Origin of the sequence: Arthrobacter sp. USHLN218, assembly GCF_037144715.1 — a bacterium.
Taxonomy (GTDB): Bacteria; Actinomycetota; Actinomycetes; order Actinomycetales; family Micrococcaceae; genus Crystallibacter.
In genome coordinates this window covers 503,456-517,562 of sequence record NZ_JBBCYT010000003.1, presented here as the reverse complement: position 1 = coordinate 517,562, position 14,107 = coordinate 503,456, and the positions used below count along the sequence as shown (strand labels likewise).

The 14,107-nt window shown below is 67.5% G+C and carries 12 protein-coding genes; 7 read left to right on the top strand and 5 right to left on the bottom strand.

Annotated elements, in window-relative coordinates; all coding sequences use genetic code 11:
- Positions 1 to 34: 34 nt before the first annotated feature.
- Positions 35 to 913, bottom strand: a complete 879-nt coding sequence (map, locus tag WFH44_RS09655) for a type I methionyl aminopeptidase (RefSeq protein WP_336713605.1) — start codon at positions 911 to 913, stop codon at positions 35 to 37.
- Positions 914 to 991: 78 nt separating this feature from the next.
- Between map and WFH44_RS09650 the strand changes: the two genes are divergently transcribed.
- Positions 992 to 1,156 (top strand): SPOR domain-containing protein, encoded by a 165-nt coding sequence (locus WFH44_RS09650; protein ID WP_336713604.1) that lies wholly within the window; start codon positions 992 to 994, stop codon positions 1,154 to 1,156.
- On the opposite strand, the gene WFH44_RS09645 is transcribed toward WFH44_RS09650, so the two are convergent.
- Both WFH44_RS09645 and panB read right to left on the bottom strand, forming a co-directional pair.
- Entirely contained in the window at positions 1,153 to 2,511 is a 1,359-nt protein-coding gene (locus tag WFH44_RS09645) for a hypothetical protein (RefSeq protein WP_336713603.1), read from the bottom strand. The two genes, WFH44_RS09650 and WFH44_RS09645, sit on opposite strands and share 4 nt — an antisense overlap.
- Before the next feature lie 377 nt (positions 2,512 to 2,888).
- The gene (panB, locus tag WFH44_RS09640; RefSeq protein ID WP_336713602.1) at positions 2,889 to 3,755 is read right to left on the bottom strand and encodes a 3-methyl-2-oxobutanoate hydroxymethyltransferase; all 867 of its coding nucleotides are present in this window, start codon (positions 3,753 to 3,755) and stop codon (positions 2,889 to 2,891) included.
- Positions 3,756 to 3,906: 151 nt separating this feature from the next.
- Here panB and WFH44_RS09635 point away from each other — a divergent pair, with 151 nt between their 5' ends.
- The 5 genes from WFH44_RS09635 (at position 3,907) to WFH44_RS09615 (ending at position 11,005) form a co-directional block, all read left to right on the top strand.
- Positions 3,907 to 5,247, top strand: a complete 1,341-nt coding sequence (locus WFH44_RS09635; protein WP_336713601.1) for a glutamine synthetase family protein — start codon at positions 3,907 to 3,909, stop codon at positions 5,245 to 5,247.
- 24 nt (positions 5,248 to 5,271) lie between these two features.
- Positions 5,272 to 8,292 carry a bifunctional [glutamine synthetase] adenylyltransferase/[glutamine synthetase]-adenylyl-L-tyrosine phosphorylase gene (locus WFH44_RS09630; RefSeq protein ID WP_336713600.1) on the top strand — a complete coding sequence of 1,007 codons (3,021 nt, stop codon included), beginning with the start codon at positions 5,272 to 5,274 and terminating at the stop codon, positions 8,290 to 8,292.
- Between the two features lie 64 nt (positions 8,293 to 8,356).
- Positions 8,357 to 9,814, top strand: a complete 1,458-nt coding sequence (locus WFH44_RS09625; RefSeq protein ID WP_336713599.1) for an amino acid ABC transporter substrate-binding protein/permease — start codon at positions 8,357 to 8,359, stop codon at positions 9,812 to 9,814.
- On the top strand, positions 9,811 to 10,539 hold the full coding sequence (locus tag WFH44_RS09620; protein WP_336713598.1) for an amino acid ABC transporter ATP-binding protein: 729 nt from the start codon (positions 9,811 to 9,813) through the stop codon (positions 10,537 to 10,539). The genes WFH44_RS09625 and WFH44_RS09620 overlap by 4 nt, the downstream gene beginning before the upstream one ends.
- A gap of 133 nt (positions 10,540 to 10,672) precedes the next feature.
- Positions 10,673 to 11,005 (top strand): cupin, encoded by a 333-nt coding sequence (locus WFH44_RS09615; RefSeq protein WP_336713597.1) that lies wholly within the window; start codon positions 10,673 to 10,675, stop codon positions 11,003 to 11,005.
- 125 nt (positions 11,006 to 11,130) lie between these two features.
- On the opposite strand, the gene glnA is transcribed toward WFH44_RS09615, so the two are convergent.
- Positions 11,131 to 12,555: a type I glutamate--ammonia ligase gene (gene glnA / locus WFH44_RS09610; protein WP_336713596.1), complete on the bottom strand. Its 1,425-nt coding sequence runs from the start codon at positions 12,553 to 12,555 to the stop codon at positions 11,131 to 11,133.
- Positions 12,556 to 12,797: 242 nt separating this feature from the next.
- Here glnA and WFH44_RS09605 point away from each other — a divergent pair, with 242 nt between their 5' ends.
- Complete coding sequence (locus WFH44_RS09605) at positions 12,798 to 13,235, top strand: RDD family protein (RefSeq protein ID WP_336713594.1); 438 nt, start codon at positions 12,798 to 12,800, stop codon at positions 13,233 to 13,235.
- A gap of 84 nt (positions 13,236 to 13,319) precedes the next feature.
- Here the strand turns inward: WFH44_RS09605 and WFH44_RS09600 are convergent, their stop codons facing one another.
- Positions 13,320 to 14,078 carry a DUF4191 domain-containing protein gene (locus WFH44_RS09600; RefSeq protein WP_336713593.1) on the bottom strand — a complete coding sequence of 253 codons (759 nt, stop codon included), beginning with the start codon at positions 14,076 to 14,078 and terminating at the stop codon, positions 13,320 to 13,322.
- Between the last annotated feature and the right edge of the window lie 29 nt (positions 14,079 to 14,107).

The window sequence follows — 14,107 nt, the reverse complement described above, 5'->3', positions numbered from 1 at the left end:
CGCCGGTCCTGCTTGCCGCCAGCCTACTTGCTGGTCAGGGCAAAGTCAGGATTTCGGCTCCGCTTTCGGTGACCACCAGGGTGTGTTCGAACTGGGCGGTCCGCTTGCGGTCCTTCGTGACGACGGTCCAGTCGTCATCCCACATGTCCCACTCGATCGTGCCGAGCGTCAGCATCGGCTCGATGGTGAAGACCATGCCGGGTTCGATCAGCCGGCTGTAGGCGGGGGCGGCGTCATAATGGGGAATGATGAGGCCGGTATGGAACGCCTCGCCGACCCCGTGTCCGGTGAAGTCGCGGACCACGCCGTAGCCGAAACGCTTGGCATAGGACTCGATCGCCCGGCCGATCACGTTGATCTCGCGGCCCGGGGCGACCGCGCGGATGGCCCGATTGAGCGATTCCTGCGTCCGCTCGACGAGCAGGCGGGACTCCTCGTCCACGTCGCCGACCAGGAAGGTGTAGTTGGTGTCGCCGTGGACGCCGCCGGCATACGCGGTGATGTCGATATTGATGATGTCCCCGTCACGCAGCTCGGTGGTGTCCGGGATGCCGTGGCAGATCACTTCGTTGACCGAGGAACACAGGGACTTGGGGAAGCCCCGGTAGCCGAGCGTGGAGGGGTAGGCGTTGTGGTCCAGCAGGAACTCGTGCCCCACCCGGTCCAGCTCGTCCGTTGTCACTCCCGGACGGACGTGCTTGCCCACCTCGACGATGGCCTGCGCGGCGATCCGGCTGGCGTGGCGGATCCGCTCGATGGTCTCGGCGTCCTTGACCTCGGAACCCGTGAACTTCGCCGGTGCCGGCTTCCATGCGTACTCGGGCCGCTGGATCGAAGACGGAACCGGGAGTACCGGGCTGACGGTGCCTTGGACGAGCGTGCCCAAGGGTGCTGTTGTTGCGATGTGGGGCATAGTATCGATCTTATAGCCCGGCGCCACTGCGGCGGCCAATCCGGCCGGCTTGCGCCGGCCCCGAAGGAAGGGACACACATGCCGGAATACTGGTTCAACGTGGTCACGCACCAGGTCGAGGTTGGTGCGCAGTCAGACTGGACCCAGCTGATCGGGCCCTACGAGACGCGGGCCGAGGCCGAAAAGGCGCTGGAGAAGGTCCGTGAACGCAACGAGGCCTGGGACGCCCAGGACGAGGACTAACGGCCTTCTCCGGCCACGACTGCCTCCCTCTCGACCACGGCCTGGCGCGAGAGCACTTCGATGACGATGACAAGCACCACGACACTGACTGCCAGCGTCACTACTATGGCTGCGGTTGGGTAGGACCAGAAGATCAGGATCAGTGCCGCGATGGCGACGACCGCGGCCTCCAGGATCCGGCGGTGGCGGGCCAGCCAGTGCTGCCACGGTTTGGCCGGTCCGGAGCTGATCTTGCCGTTCACGAAGTCGGCACCATTGGTGAACCCCCTGCGTACGGCGCGGGCAGCGCCCGAGGGGCCGCTCAGGAAGGCAGCCAGCGCAATCACCAGGCCCAGCACGAACACCATTCGCACCGTGGTCCGCAACGGCACCAGCAGCGTGTCGATCAGCACCTGGGCGGCGCCGGGAGAGATGGCATCAGGCGGGATCGAATTGAGCAGGTAGCCGCGTCCGATAGCCAGTCCGATGGCCAGCAAGGCCATGGCCACGCTGAAGGCGAGCCCGGCGTAGATGACCGCCCGCCGCCGGCCGCTGCGGGGCGCGGCGGCCACGGCGCCGGCGGCACAGGCCAACGCAACCCAGGGCAACACCTCGGCCGCCGTGTTGAGCGCGCTGACGGCCCGCTGCGCCCGGACGAGCGCCGGGGCCTGGAAGAGGACTATCTCAGCATTGACGGCGGGGATGTTGCGGGCGAAGCCCACGCCCTTTTCGAGCAGCACGCTCTTGACCCGTTCAATGATGGGAGCAACCGTCAACGTGACCGTGCCGGCTTGATCGATCGTGACCGCACCGTCGTTCTCCCGGGTCAGGAGCGCAGCCAGCCTCTGGTGGGCTCGCCGGTTGGCCTGGATCCACAGGTCATCGAACTGCTCGGTGGCCACCAGCCTGGCGGTCGTGTCATGGATCAGGGTCGTGGCCTGCTCTGCAATGACGGGCGCCAGGCCGGTGACGTACGGAGCCACCCGGGGAGTCGCCTCGGTGACAGCGGCCAGAGCCTGCCGCGTGAGTCCCTCGATATCGACCCTGGAGGTGATCTGTTCGGTGACCTGGTTGGCTATTTCCGCCTGGATGACCGGGTCCGATGACAGCGGCGCCACGGTAGCCACGTAGCGGTCGGTATCGAGCACTTCGCTGCGCAGGTACGCTGCGGCTACCGCTGCCATGGTGAGCACGCAGGTCAAGACCAGCAGGATCGCTGATGCCACCCACCGCAGGACGTGCGAAGTGGCACTTGGCCTGGCCGGCGCGCCGGGCTCCGCCTCCAGGCGCCCCCTTCTCAGCTCGGCGTTCTCCCGGCGCAGTGCCAGCAGCTCTTCGTATTCCGCAGAGGGCAGCGGTTTGCCAATCTCACTCATGGTGGTGTTCCATCCGCTCACCGTCTCCATGCTCTGCGGCATGGGACTTCCTTGGCCGGCTGCCCGCTTCCGTCTCCGCGGCGGATGCTCCGTTGCGCCCCGCGAGCAGGATGCGCGCCATCGGCGCCGGGCCTGCCGAAGGGAGCTCAAAGGCGGTATTGCGCAGCACCCGACGGATCTGCCCGCTCCTGGCCGGCTGGACGGCCGGGAGGAGAACCGGGGCTGTAATCCGGCTGAGCGCTGCGCTGGCAAGTTGGGCAACCATGACCCTTCCAGTGAAGCGCGCGCGGTGACCTCGGGGCTCACCCGCCAAGGATGAGATCAAACCTCCGCCGGCGTGCACCGATACAGCATGGTGGCGTCAGCCGGGTGGATGGCTAGAAGCTGTGTTCCCTGCCCGGGAACGTGCCGCCGCGCACATCGGCGGCGTACTCGCGGGCGGCATCGCCCAGGATCGTGCGCAGGTTCGCGTACTGCTTGACGAACCTGGCCATCTTGCCGCCGCGGAGTCCGGCCATATCCTGCCAGACCAGCACCTGGCCGGTGGTGGCGCTGCCGGCCCCGATCCCGACGGTCGGCACCCGGAGGGCAGCGTCCACTGACGCGGCCACGTCTGCCGGCACCATCTCCATCAGCACGGCAAAGGCGCCCGCCGCTTCGAGGGCCTTGGCATCCTCGATGAGCCGGCTGGCATCGTCGCCGCGGCCCTGCACCCGGTAGCCGCCCAGCGAGTGTTCGCTCTGCGGGGTGAATCCGATGTGCGCCATCACCGGGACGCCCGCCTGCACCACGGCCCGCACGGTGTCCGCGTAGAACGCCCCGCCCTCCATCTTGACTGCGTGGGCTCCGCCTTCCTTCAGGAAGCGCACCGAGGTTTCCACCGCCTGCCCGGCGGAGACCTCGTAGCTGCCGAACGGCAGGTCCGCGAGGATGAAGGCGCGCTTTGCGGACCGGCTCACCGCCCGGCACAGCGGCAGCAGCTCATCCACCGTGACCGGAAGCGAGGTCTCGTTTCCGTAGACGTTGTTGGAGGCCGAGTCCCCGATCAGCAGGACCTCAATGCCGGCCTCGTCGAAAATTTCGGCGGTGTACTGCTCATAGGCGGTCAGCATGGCGAAGCGCCTGCCTTCTTCCTTGGCCTGCTGCAGGTGGTGGATGCGGATCTTGCCGGCGGTCTTGGCCTGCGGGGCGGGACCGGTGCCGTAGGGGGCGGGCTGCTCTGCCCCGGAGGTGGGAGACGTCATGGCTTAGAGCCTAATGGGCCGGTGTGCCGCGGCTCCAGCGCACGACGGCGGCGGGGCGGCTCTGCGGGGCAGGAAACAGGGGTTTCCTTAAGTAGAGTGAGTACTAGCAGGCCGATTCAGGGCCACGAGGCCAGGCACGGAAAGGGTATCAATGGACCGCCAGCAGGAATTTGTGCTCAGAACCATCGAAGAACGGGACGTCCGGTTTGTCCGGCTATGGTTCACCGACGTTGTCGGCTCGCTCAAATCCGTGGCACTCGCCCCGGCCGAGGTCGAGGGCGCCTTCGAAGAGGGGCTCGGCTTCGACGGCTCGTCGATCGAGGGCCTGGCCCGCGTCTTCGAATCGGACATGCTGGTCCAGCCCGACCCGGCAACCTTCCAGATCCTGCCCTGGCGCGGCGAGGCGGAGCAGACCTCGCGGATGTTCTGCGACGTGCTGACGCCGGACGGGGAGCCCTCCGCAGCCGACCCGCGCAACGTGCTCAAGCGCGCGCTGAGCAAGGCCGCGGACATGGGCTTCACCTGCTACACGCACCCGGAGATCGAGTTCTACCTGCTCAAGTCGCAGGAACTGGGCCCGGACGGCGTGCCGGTGCCCGTGGACCAGGCCGGGTACTTCGACCATGTGCCCGGCGGCGTGGCCCAGGACTTCCGCCGAACGGCCGTGACGATGCTGGAGAACGTGGGCATCTCGGTCGAGTTCAGCCACCACGAGGACGGCCCGGGCCAGAACGAGATCGACCTGCGCTATGCCGACGCACTGCAGACCGCGGACAACATCATGACCTTCCGCACCGTGGTCAAGGAGGTGGCGCTGATGGAGGGGATCTACGCCACCTTCATGCCGAAGCCGTTCTCCGAGCACCCCGGTTCCGGCATGCACACCCACTTCTCCTTGTTCGAGGGGGATTCCAACGCGTTCTTCGAAGCGGGCGCGGAGTACCAGCTGTCCAAAACCGCCCGCCAGTTCATGGCCGGCATCCTCAAGCACGCCCCGGAGTTCACGGCCGTCACCAACCAGTTCGTCAATTCCTACAAGCGGCTCTGGGGCGGGGGAGAGGCCCCCAGCTACATCTCGTGGGGCCACAACAACCGCTCCGCCCTGGTCCGCGTGCCGCTCTACAAGCCGAACAAAGGCCAGTCCGCGCGGATCGAGTACCGCGGCATCGACTCCGCAGCCAACCCGTACCTGGCCTATGCCGTCCTGCTCGGGGCCGGGCTCAAGGGCATCGAAGAGGGCTACGAGCTGCCGGCGGGCGCCGAGGAAGACGTCTGGAGCCTCAGCTCGGCCGAGCGCCGGGCCATGGGCCACGACCCGCTGCCGTCCAGCCTGCACGACGCGGTCCGCGTGATGGAGGACTCCGAGCTGGTGGCGGAGATCCTCGGCGAGCAGGTCTTCGAGGTCTTCCTGCGGAACAAGCGGGCGGAATGGCATGACTACCGGATCCAGGTCACCCCGCACGAGCTGCACCGAAACATCGGCATCCTTTAGGATGCGGACCAGGATGCGGACCGCATGAGCCTGAACCGGCAGCTGATCGCCAGCGGCTTCAAGGACCTCGAGAAGAGCACGCGCTTCCTGGCCGCCCGGGAACTGGACGGCCTGGACCGCGACCGCCTCTTCGAGGGGTTCAGCCAGGCCGCGGACCCGGACCTGGCGCTGGTTTCGCTGGTCAGGCTGCTGGAGCGCCACCCTCAGCTGGCCGAGCTCGCCTCCTCGGACGCGGACACCAGCGAGGCGATGTTCCGCCTGCTGGGCGCCTCGGAGGCGCTGGGCGAGTTCCTGCTGCGCCGGCCGGAGCATTTGGACGTGCTGCAGACCAAGGCCAGCCCCGAGCCGGCCGCTGTTCCGGCGGCGCGGCTGCGCACATCGCTGCTCGAATCGGTCGGCGCCGACCCCTCCGCCGACCAGCCGGTCGCGCGGCAGTCCGGAAAGGACGCATACAGCCGGCTCCGCAGCCGGTACCGGCGGCACCTGGCAGAGCTCGCGATCAGGGACCTCTGCGCGGCCTCGCCCGTGGACTTCATGCCGGCTGCCGGCCGCGAGCTCGCTGACCTCGCCGCAGCGGCCATCGAGGCGGGGCTCGCGGTCTCCCGTGCCGAGCTCGCCGAGCGCTTCGGTGCGGATGAGGCCGCGCGGGTGCGGCTCGCGGTCATCGGGATGGGCAAGTGCGGCGCCGGCGAGCTGAACTATATTTCCGACGTCGACGTGGTCTACGTCGTGGAGGCCGACGGACTGGACGAGGCCCGGGCCGCGGTGATCGGCACGGCACTGGCCACAGGCATGACGCGGGCGATCTCCTCGGCCGGACCGGAACCCGGGCTCTGGGAGGTCGACGCCAACCTGCGCCCGGAAGGCAAAGACGGCCCGCTGGTGCGGACCCTGGAGTCGCACCTCAGCTACTACCGGCGCTGGGCCCACACCTGGGAGTTCCAGGCTCTGCTGAAGGCCCGGCACATCGCGGGGGACCGGGACCTCGGCCTGCGCTACGAGGAAGCGGTGGCCCCGCTAATCTGGAGCTCCTCCGAGCGGGAGGGATTCGTGGAGTCGGTGCAGGCCATGCGCGGCCGGGTCACCGACAACATTCCGGTGCACGAGCGCGGGCGGCAGATCAAGCTCGGGCGCGGCGGCCTCCGTGATGTCGAGTTCACGGTCCAGCTGCTGCAGCTGGTCCACGCCCGGGTGGACGAGTCGCTGCGGGTACGGGATACGACGTCGGCCATCGCCGCGTTGAGCGCTGCCGGCTATATCGGCCGTTCCGACGCCAACGAGTTCGACCGCTCCTACCGCTACCTGCGCGTGCTCGAGCACCGCATCCAGCTGGTGCAGCTCCGCCGCACTCACCTGATGCCGCAGGACGAGGCGGCCCTGCGTGCGCTGGCCAAGTCCTCGCTGGGCTCGCTGTCCACGGCACGGCCTGCCCCGGAGGTGCTGCTTCAGCAGTGGCAGCAGACGAAGCGCCGGGTCCGCGAGCTGCACGAGAGCATCTTCTACCGCCCGCTGCTGGCCACGGCCGCGAACCTCAGCGCCGACGAGGTCAGGCTGTCGCCGGAAGCGGCGCAGGGGCGGCTGGCCGCACTGGGCTATCTGGACCCCCGCGGCGCCATGCGGCACATCGAGGCGCTGACGGCGGGTATTAGGCGCCGTGCGCTCCTTCAGCGGCAGCTGCTTCCGGTCCTGCTGGAATGGATCGCCGACGGTGTGGACCCTGATGCCGGACTGCTCGGCTTCCGCCGGCTCAGCGAAGCCCTAGGGGAGTCCCACTGGTACCTGGGCATGCTCCGCGACTCGAGCTCTGCGGCCGAGCGGCTGTGCCACGTACTCTCCAGCAGCCGGTTCATCACCGACCTGCTGGAAGTCTCCCCCGAATCGGCGGCGTGGCTGGGCTCCGACAAGGAGCTGGTGCCCCGGAGCTTCGAACTGCAGTGGCAGGAAATCCGGCACAAGATGTCCCGCCACCAGGACCCGAAGGCCGCAATGCGGCTCATCCGGCAGATCCGGCGCCGGGAAATGCTGCGGATCGCCATCGCCGACAGCTCGGGCCTGCTGGACCAGAACCAGGTCGGGATCGCGCTGTCCGACGCGGACCGGGCGGCGATCCTCGGTGCCCTGCACGTCGCGGAGGGCGTGGTGTTCGAGGAGGACGAGCAGCTGACCCGGGTCCTGGTGGTCGCGATGGGACGCCAGGGCGGCCGCGAGATCGGCTACGTCTCGGACGCGGACGTCATCTACCTGCACAAGCCGCTGCCGGGCGCGGATCCGGACGCGGCGCAGCAGCAGGCGCTGCGGATCGTCTCGCAGCTTTCGTCGCTGCTGCAGCAGCCGTGCAGCCCTCCCGTGCTCGCCGAACGCCCGCTGGAGCTGGATGCCGCGCTGCGCCCCGAGGGCAAGAACGGCCCGATGGTCCGCTCGCTGGACTCCTACCGGGAGTACTACCAGCGCTGGTCCCTCGTCTGGGAGACCCAGGCGCTGCTGCGCGCCCGGCCGATCGCCGGGGACGACGAGCTGGCGGCCGAGTTCATCGAGCTGATCGGTCCCATCCGCTACGGCCGCGACGTTGGGCCGGAAGATGTCCGCGAAATCCGCAGGATCAAGGCCAGGGTGGAATCGGAACGGCTGCCCCGCGGCGCGGACCCGGCCCGCCACCTGAAACTCGGCCGCGGCGCCCTGAGCGACGTGGAATGGCTGGTCCAGCTGCTGCAGCTGCTGCACGCGCACGAGAATCCGGGCCTGCGCACCACCGGAACCATGGACGCCCTGGACGCCATCGAGGAGGGCCGCCTGCTCCCGGCCGCCGACGTCCTTACGCTGCGCCAGAGCTGGTCCCTGGCGAGCCGGATCAGGTCCGCCAACGTCATCTGGAGCGGCAAGAACGCAGACCTGCTGCCGTCCTCCCGACGGGACCTGGAGGCGGTGGCCCGCTGGTGCGGCTACCAGCCCGGGCACGGCGGCGCGCTCGAAGAGGATTACCTGAGGATGACGCGCCGAACACGCGGCATCTTCGAACGGTACTTCTACGGCTTCGGTACCGAGTAGCCTCTTTGGTGACCTGGCGCACCGGGACAGGTGCGTCTCCCCTAAACTCCAGGAGCTGTCTACATTGCACATCCTCCAACGTGCCGGCAGGCGGCTGCTTGCGCTGACCGGCCTGCTGGCGGTGCTGGCGCTGGTCTTCGGATCACCCGCCTCGGCCGCCGTCCAGGCCCCGCACAGCGCAAGCGGCAAGACGTACGTCATCGGCACGGACACCACGTTCGCTCCCTTCGAGTTCCGCCAAGGCGGCGAGCTGGTGGGCATCGACATGGACCTGCTGCGCGCCATCGCCGAAAAGCAGGGCTTCAAAGTCGAGATCCAGTCGCTGGGCTTCGACGCCGCCCTGCAGGCGCTGCAGTCCGACCAGGTCGACGGCGTCATCGCCGGCATGTCCATCACGGACGAACGCCGGCAGGTCTTCGACTTCTCCGAACCCTACTTCGACTCGGGCGTGCAGATGGCCGTGGCGGAGACCAACACTGACATCTCCTCCTACGAGGACCTCAAGGGCAAGACCGTCGCAGTCAAGCGCGGCAGCGAAGGAGAGGCCTTCGCCAAGTCCATCGCCGGCAAATACGGCTTCACCGTCAAGCCTCTGGACCAGTCGGCCACCATGTACGACGACGTGAAGGCTGGCAACTCGGTCGCCGTGTTCGACGACTACCCGGTGCTGGCCTATGGCATCGCCCAGAATAACGGGCTCAAGGCGGTTACCGAGAAGGAACGCGGCAGCTCCTACGGCTTCGCGGTGAACAAGGGCAATAATCCCGAGCTCGTGCAGGCTTTCAACACCGGCCTGGCCGAGCTGAAGGCCAGCGGCGAATACCAGCAGATCCTGGACAAGTACCTCGCCGCGCCGGAAACCGCCGGCAAGACCAGCTTCTGGCAGCTGCTCACGGAGAGCCTGCCCGCCCTGCTGAAGGGCCTGGTACTGACCCTGTTCGCCACCGGGCTCTCCATCGTCATCGCGCTCATCCTTGGCGTCGGCTTCGGCTTCCTCAAGGTCTCCCGACGGCTCTGGCTGCGCGGCATCGCCACCGCCTACGTCGCCATCTTCCGCGGCACCCCGCTGCTGGTGCAGGCGTTCTTCTTCTACTTCGGCCTGCCCCAGCTGACGGGCAGGCCGATGGACGTGCTGACCGCCGGCGTCCTCACCCTGAGCCTGAACGCCGGCGCCTACATGACCGAGATCGTCCGCGGCGGCGTGCAGTCGGTGGACCCGGGACAGATGGAGGCCAGCCGCAGCCTCGGCCTCGGCTACTTCAAGTCGATGCAGAAGGTCGTCATCCCGCAGGCGGTCAAGATCATGACCCCGAGCTTCATCAACCAGTTCGTCATCACGCTCAAGGACAGCTCGCTGCTTGCGGTGATCGGCTTCGCCGAACTGACCTACCAGGGCCAGCAGATCTATGCCTCCAACTTCCGCACGGGCGAGACGCTGCTGATCGTGGCGGCCCTGTACTTCGTGGTGATCACCGTGCTGATCAAGCTCTCCAACATCCTGGATAAGAGGTTCAACAAGTGAGCAAGATTCACGTCGCCGGACTGACGAAGAGCTTCGGCAGCAACGAGGTCCTCAAGGGCCTGGACGTCGATGTGGCCGAGGGCGAAGTGGTCTGCGTCATCGGGCCCTCGGGCTCCGGGAAGTCCACCTTCCTGCGCTGCCTGAACAAGCTTGAGGACATCACCGGCGGGAAAGTGGTGGTGGACGGCTTCGACCTCACCGACCCCAAGGTGGACCTCGATAAGGTCCGCCAGCACATCGGCATGGTCTTCCAGCACTTCAACCTGTTCCCGCACATGACCGTGCTGGAGAACATCATGCTGGCGCCGGTCGAGCTGAAGAAGCTGAGCCGGCCGCAGGCGCGGACCAAGGCGCTGGAGCTGCTCGAGCGCGTGGGGCTGGCCAACAAGGCCGACGCCCGCCCGGCCCAGCTCTCCGGCGGCCAGAAGCAGCGCGTGGCCATCGCGCGCGCCCTGGCGATGAGCCCGGACATCATGCTGTTCGACGAGGCCACCAGCGCCCTGGACCCGGAAATGGTCGGCGAGGTGCTCCAGGTCATCAGGGACCTGGCCGCGGAGGGCATGACCATGGTCGTGGTGACGCACGAGATGGGCTTCGCCCGCGAGGTCTCAGACCGCGTCATCTTCATGGCGGACGGCCTGATCGTGGAGGAAGGCAAACCGGAGAGCGTCTTCGGCGCCCCGCAGCAGGCGCGGACCCGGGACTTTTTGGCCAAGGTTCTCTAAGCGCACGACGGCGGTGCCTCGCCTAACGCGGGCACCGTCGTCGTACGTCCGGCACACCTGCCACCGGACGTTGCCGGCGTCGCGGTCCTGGCGGCTAGGCTGGGGCCAGGACCCGATGACAAAGGAGCACATCATGACCGACATTGAGCTGGTAGCCCGGGAACATCTGGCCGTAGCGGTGGAGGCCCCGCACGGGCGCAGCGCCGCGATGGTGGCGCAGGAGGGTCCGCTGCGGCAGACGGTGCTGGCGCTGAAAGCCGGCGCCGTGCTGGGGGAGCACAACGCGCCGGTGGCCGGCAGCGTGTACGTCCTTGAAGGGTCCATTACCCTGGTCTCCGCCGGCGGCAGGATCGTCGTCAATGAGAACCAGCTGGCGCTGGTGCCGCAGGAGCGGCATTCCGTCGAGGCGAGCGAGGACTCGGTCTTCCTGCTGACCGCCGTGACCGAGACGCATCTGCCCGCCTGACCTCGCCCCGGGCCGCCGAAGGATCAACGCGTACGATGCCTTAACTCCGAGGGCCCGTGCGGTCTGCCGGGTGGCAGTCCGCACGGGCCCTCGGAGGCGGCGCTCATCCGCGCCGCGGCCTTAGATCAGCAGCCGTAGTAGAGCTCGAACTCGTAGGGGTTCGGGCGCAGCAGCAGCGGGGCGATCTCGTATTCGCGCTTGTAGGCGATCCAGGTGTCGATCAGGTCCTGGGTGAAGACGCCGCCGGCCTGCAGGAATTCGTTGTCGGCCTCGAGGGCGTCCAGGGCCTCCTCGAGGGAGCCCGGAGCCTTCTGGATGTCCTTGGCTTCCTCGGCGGGCAGCTCGTACAGGTCCTTGTCGATCGGATCGGCCGGCTCGATGCGGTTCCTGATGCCGTCGAGGCCCGCCATCAGCTGGGCGGCGAACGCCAGGTACGGGTTCGAGGAGGCATCCGGGGCACGGAACTCGATGCGCTTGGCCTTCGGGTTGGAACCGGTGATCGGGATGCGGATACCGGCCGAGCGGTTGCCCTGCGAGTAGACCATGTTGACCGGGGCCTCGAAGCCCTTGACCAGGCGGCGGTAGGAGTTGACCGTCGGGTTGGTGAAGGCCAGGACCGCGGAGGCGTGCTTCAGCAGGCCGCCGATGTACCAGCGGGCGGTGTCGGAGAGGCCGGCGTAGCCCTTCTCGTCGTAGAACAGCGGATCGCCGTTCAGCCACAGGGACTGGTGGCAGTGCATGCCCGAGCCGTTGTCGCCGAAGACCGGCTTCGGCATGAAGGTCGCGGACTTGCCCCAGGCATCGGCGACGTTCTTGACGATGTACTTGAACTTCATCAGGTCGTCGGCCGCGTGGACCATGGTGTCGAACTTGTAGTTGATTTCGGCCTGGCCCGGCGCACCGACTTCGTGGTGGGAGCGCTCGACCTCGAGGCCGACGGCGTCCAATTCCACGCAGATGGCGTCGCGGAGGTCAGCCTGCTTGTCGGTCGGCGCGACGGGGAAGTAGCCGCCCTTGACCGAGGTCTTGTAGCCCTGGTTGCCGCCCTCTTCCTTGCGTCCCGAGTTCCAGTGCGCCTCGATGGAATCCACCGCGTAGAAGGAGTGCTCCGGGCTGGACTGGAAGCGGACGTCGTCGAAGATGAAGAACTCAGCTTCGGGGGCGAAGAACGCGGTGTCGGCGATGCCGGTGGACGCCAGATAGGCCTCGGCACGCTCGGCGACGCCGCGGGGGTCGCGGTGGTAAGGATCGCCGGTGCGCGGGTTCACGATGGAGAAGTTCAGCGCCAGGGTCTTCTCGACGCGGAACGGATCGATGAACGCGGTGGTGACGTCCGGGATGAGCTGCATGTCGGATTCTGCGATGCCCTGGAACCCGCGGATGGAGGAGCCGTCGAACAGCTGTCCGTTGACAAAGAAGTCCGCGTCAACCGTCTTGGCCGGCACGTTGAAGTGCTGCTGGACGCCGGGCAGATCGGTGAAACGGATGTCGATGAACTTTACATCTTCGTCCGCGATGTACTTGAGGACTTCGTCCGCATTGTTGAACATCGGGCATGCTCCTTACGCATTCATGGGGTATCCGCCGGCTGCGACACGGGCGCCGGCAACAGTGACCAATGTAGGACCACGGAATTTCCCGTTGGTGTCGCAAATGTTTCCGGCAGGTTACTTGTCAGGGCCGACCCGTCAAGACTAGCGCGCCGCCGGCCGCTGCGCCGACCGCGTTACGCCACCCGCGGCGGCAGCCCTGCACGGGCGTGCCCGCAGCCAGGTGTCGGTACCCTTAAGGGGTGGTAAGCAGAAGAGACCTTGGCTCCTGGCTCGAAGGGCCGCCCCAATCCAATGAGCAGACCTGGCCCGGCCAGCGCCTGGGCCTGCCCCGGAGCGGTCCGGGCTCCATCGCCCGGCCGGGCCGCCGCATCGTCGCGCTGATGATCGACTGGGGCCTGAGCTACCTGATCGCCGGGTGGCTGTTCGGCGGCGCCGAGCTGAGCATCCTGGCCATTTTCGCGGTGGAACAGCTGCTGCTGGTCGGCACGCTGGGCTATAGCATCGGGCACCGGATCGTGGGGATCGCGGTGCGGAAACCGGACGGATCGGCCCCCGGCCTCCTTGCCGCCGTCGTCCGCACCGTATTGCTGTGCCTGGTGATTCCCGCGGTGATCTTCGACCAGGACCAGCGCGGGCTGCATGACCGGGCGATGTCCACCCTCCTGGTCCGGATGTAGCCGCCGGCCGGAATTTCCCAAAAAGTCCGTTAACGACGGCGAAGGCCACCTGGGAAACCCAGGTGGCCTTCGCCGTCGTTATGGTTAGCGCCCCCGCATGGCGCGCCGGTCCGGGCGGGCCTTGAAGGGGTCGACGCCCTTCGGGATCGGGAGCTTGTTGTTGCCGAGGGCGCTGAGGCGCTTGTCGACGGCCGACACCTCCTGCTTGGTCAGCTCCTTCTTGAGCTTCTGGACGTGCTTGGCCACCTTGGACAGCTCCACCTGGCCCTCGCCCCGGCCCGTCTCGATCACGTGGATCTTGACGTTGGGCAGGATGCGGGTGAGCCGGCGCCGCTCGCTGTCCACCAGCTGCTTGACGCGGTGCGACGGGCCCTCGGTCACCAGGACAATGCCCGGGCGGCCAACGGCGCGGAACACGGCGTCCTGGGTGCGGGGGTTGACCGCGACGGGCTGCTCCTGCAGGATCCACCCGCGGCGCAGCACGCTGAGGGCGGCTCCGGACGCGCCCGGCTGGCCTTCGATCTGCGCGAAGGCGGCACGCTCGGCGCGCCGGGACAGGATGAACATGGCGGCGAGCAGGCCCAGCGGGATCGCAATGATGAGCAGCGTCACCCAGTTATTGATCAACAGGCCAATAAGCAGGCCGACGGCGACGATGCCCAGGAACGCCAGCAGCATGATCCACACGACGTTGGGGTCGTTGCGCCGGGTCATCTGGAAGACCTGGCCGATCTGCTTCAGGCGGCCCGGCCCCTTCTTGGCCTTGGCGGGCTTATCGGGCTTGGGCTTGCGCGAGAACAAGGCGCGCTTGGAGTTGGCGTCGGAACCAGTGCTATTGGACATAATGAGGCAATTCTACAGTGGCCGGGGAC

What these genes read in the sequence shown, in the direction of transcription:
- map (WP_336713605.1), bottom strand. Translation starts at nt 913, where the DNA reads ATGCCCCACATCGCAACAACAGCACCCTTGGGCACGCTCGTCCAAGGC.
- WFH44_RS09650 (WP_336713604.1), top strand. Translation starts at nt 992, where the DNA reads ATGCCGGAATACTGGTTCAACGTGGTCACGCACCAGGTCGAGGTTGGT.
- WFH44_RS09645 (WP_336713603.1), bottom strand. Translation starts at nt 2,511, where the DNA reads ATGAGTGAGATTGGCAAACCGCTGCCCTCTGCGGAATACGAAGAGCTG.
- panB (WP_336713602.1), bottom strand. Translation starts at nt 3,755, where the DNA reads ATGACGTCTCCCACCTCCGGGGCAGAGCAGCCCGCCCCCTACGGCACC.
- WFH44_RS09635 (WP_336713601.1), top strand. Translation starts at nt 3,907, where the DNA reads ATGGACCGCCAGCAGGAATTTGTGCTCAGAACCATCGAAGAACGGGAC.
- WFH44_RS09630 (WP_336713600.1), top strand. Translation starts at nt 5,272, where the DNA reads ATGAGCCTGAACCGGCAGCTGATCGCCAGCGGCTTCAAGGACCTCGAG.
- WFH44_RS09615 (WP_336713597.1), top strand. Translation starts at nt 10,673, where the DNA reads ATGACCGACATTGAGCTGGTAGCCCGGGAACATCTGGCCGTAGCGGTG.
- glnA (WP_336713596.1), bottom strand. Translation starts at nt 12,555, where the DNA reads ATGTTCAACAATGCGGACGAAGTCCTCAAGTACATCGCGGACGAAGAT.
- WFH44_RS09600 (WP_336713593.1), bottom strand. Translation starts at nt 14,078, where the DNA reads ATGTCCAATAGCACTGGTTCCGACGCCAACTCCAAGCGCGCCTTGTTC.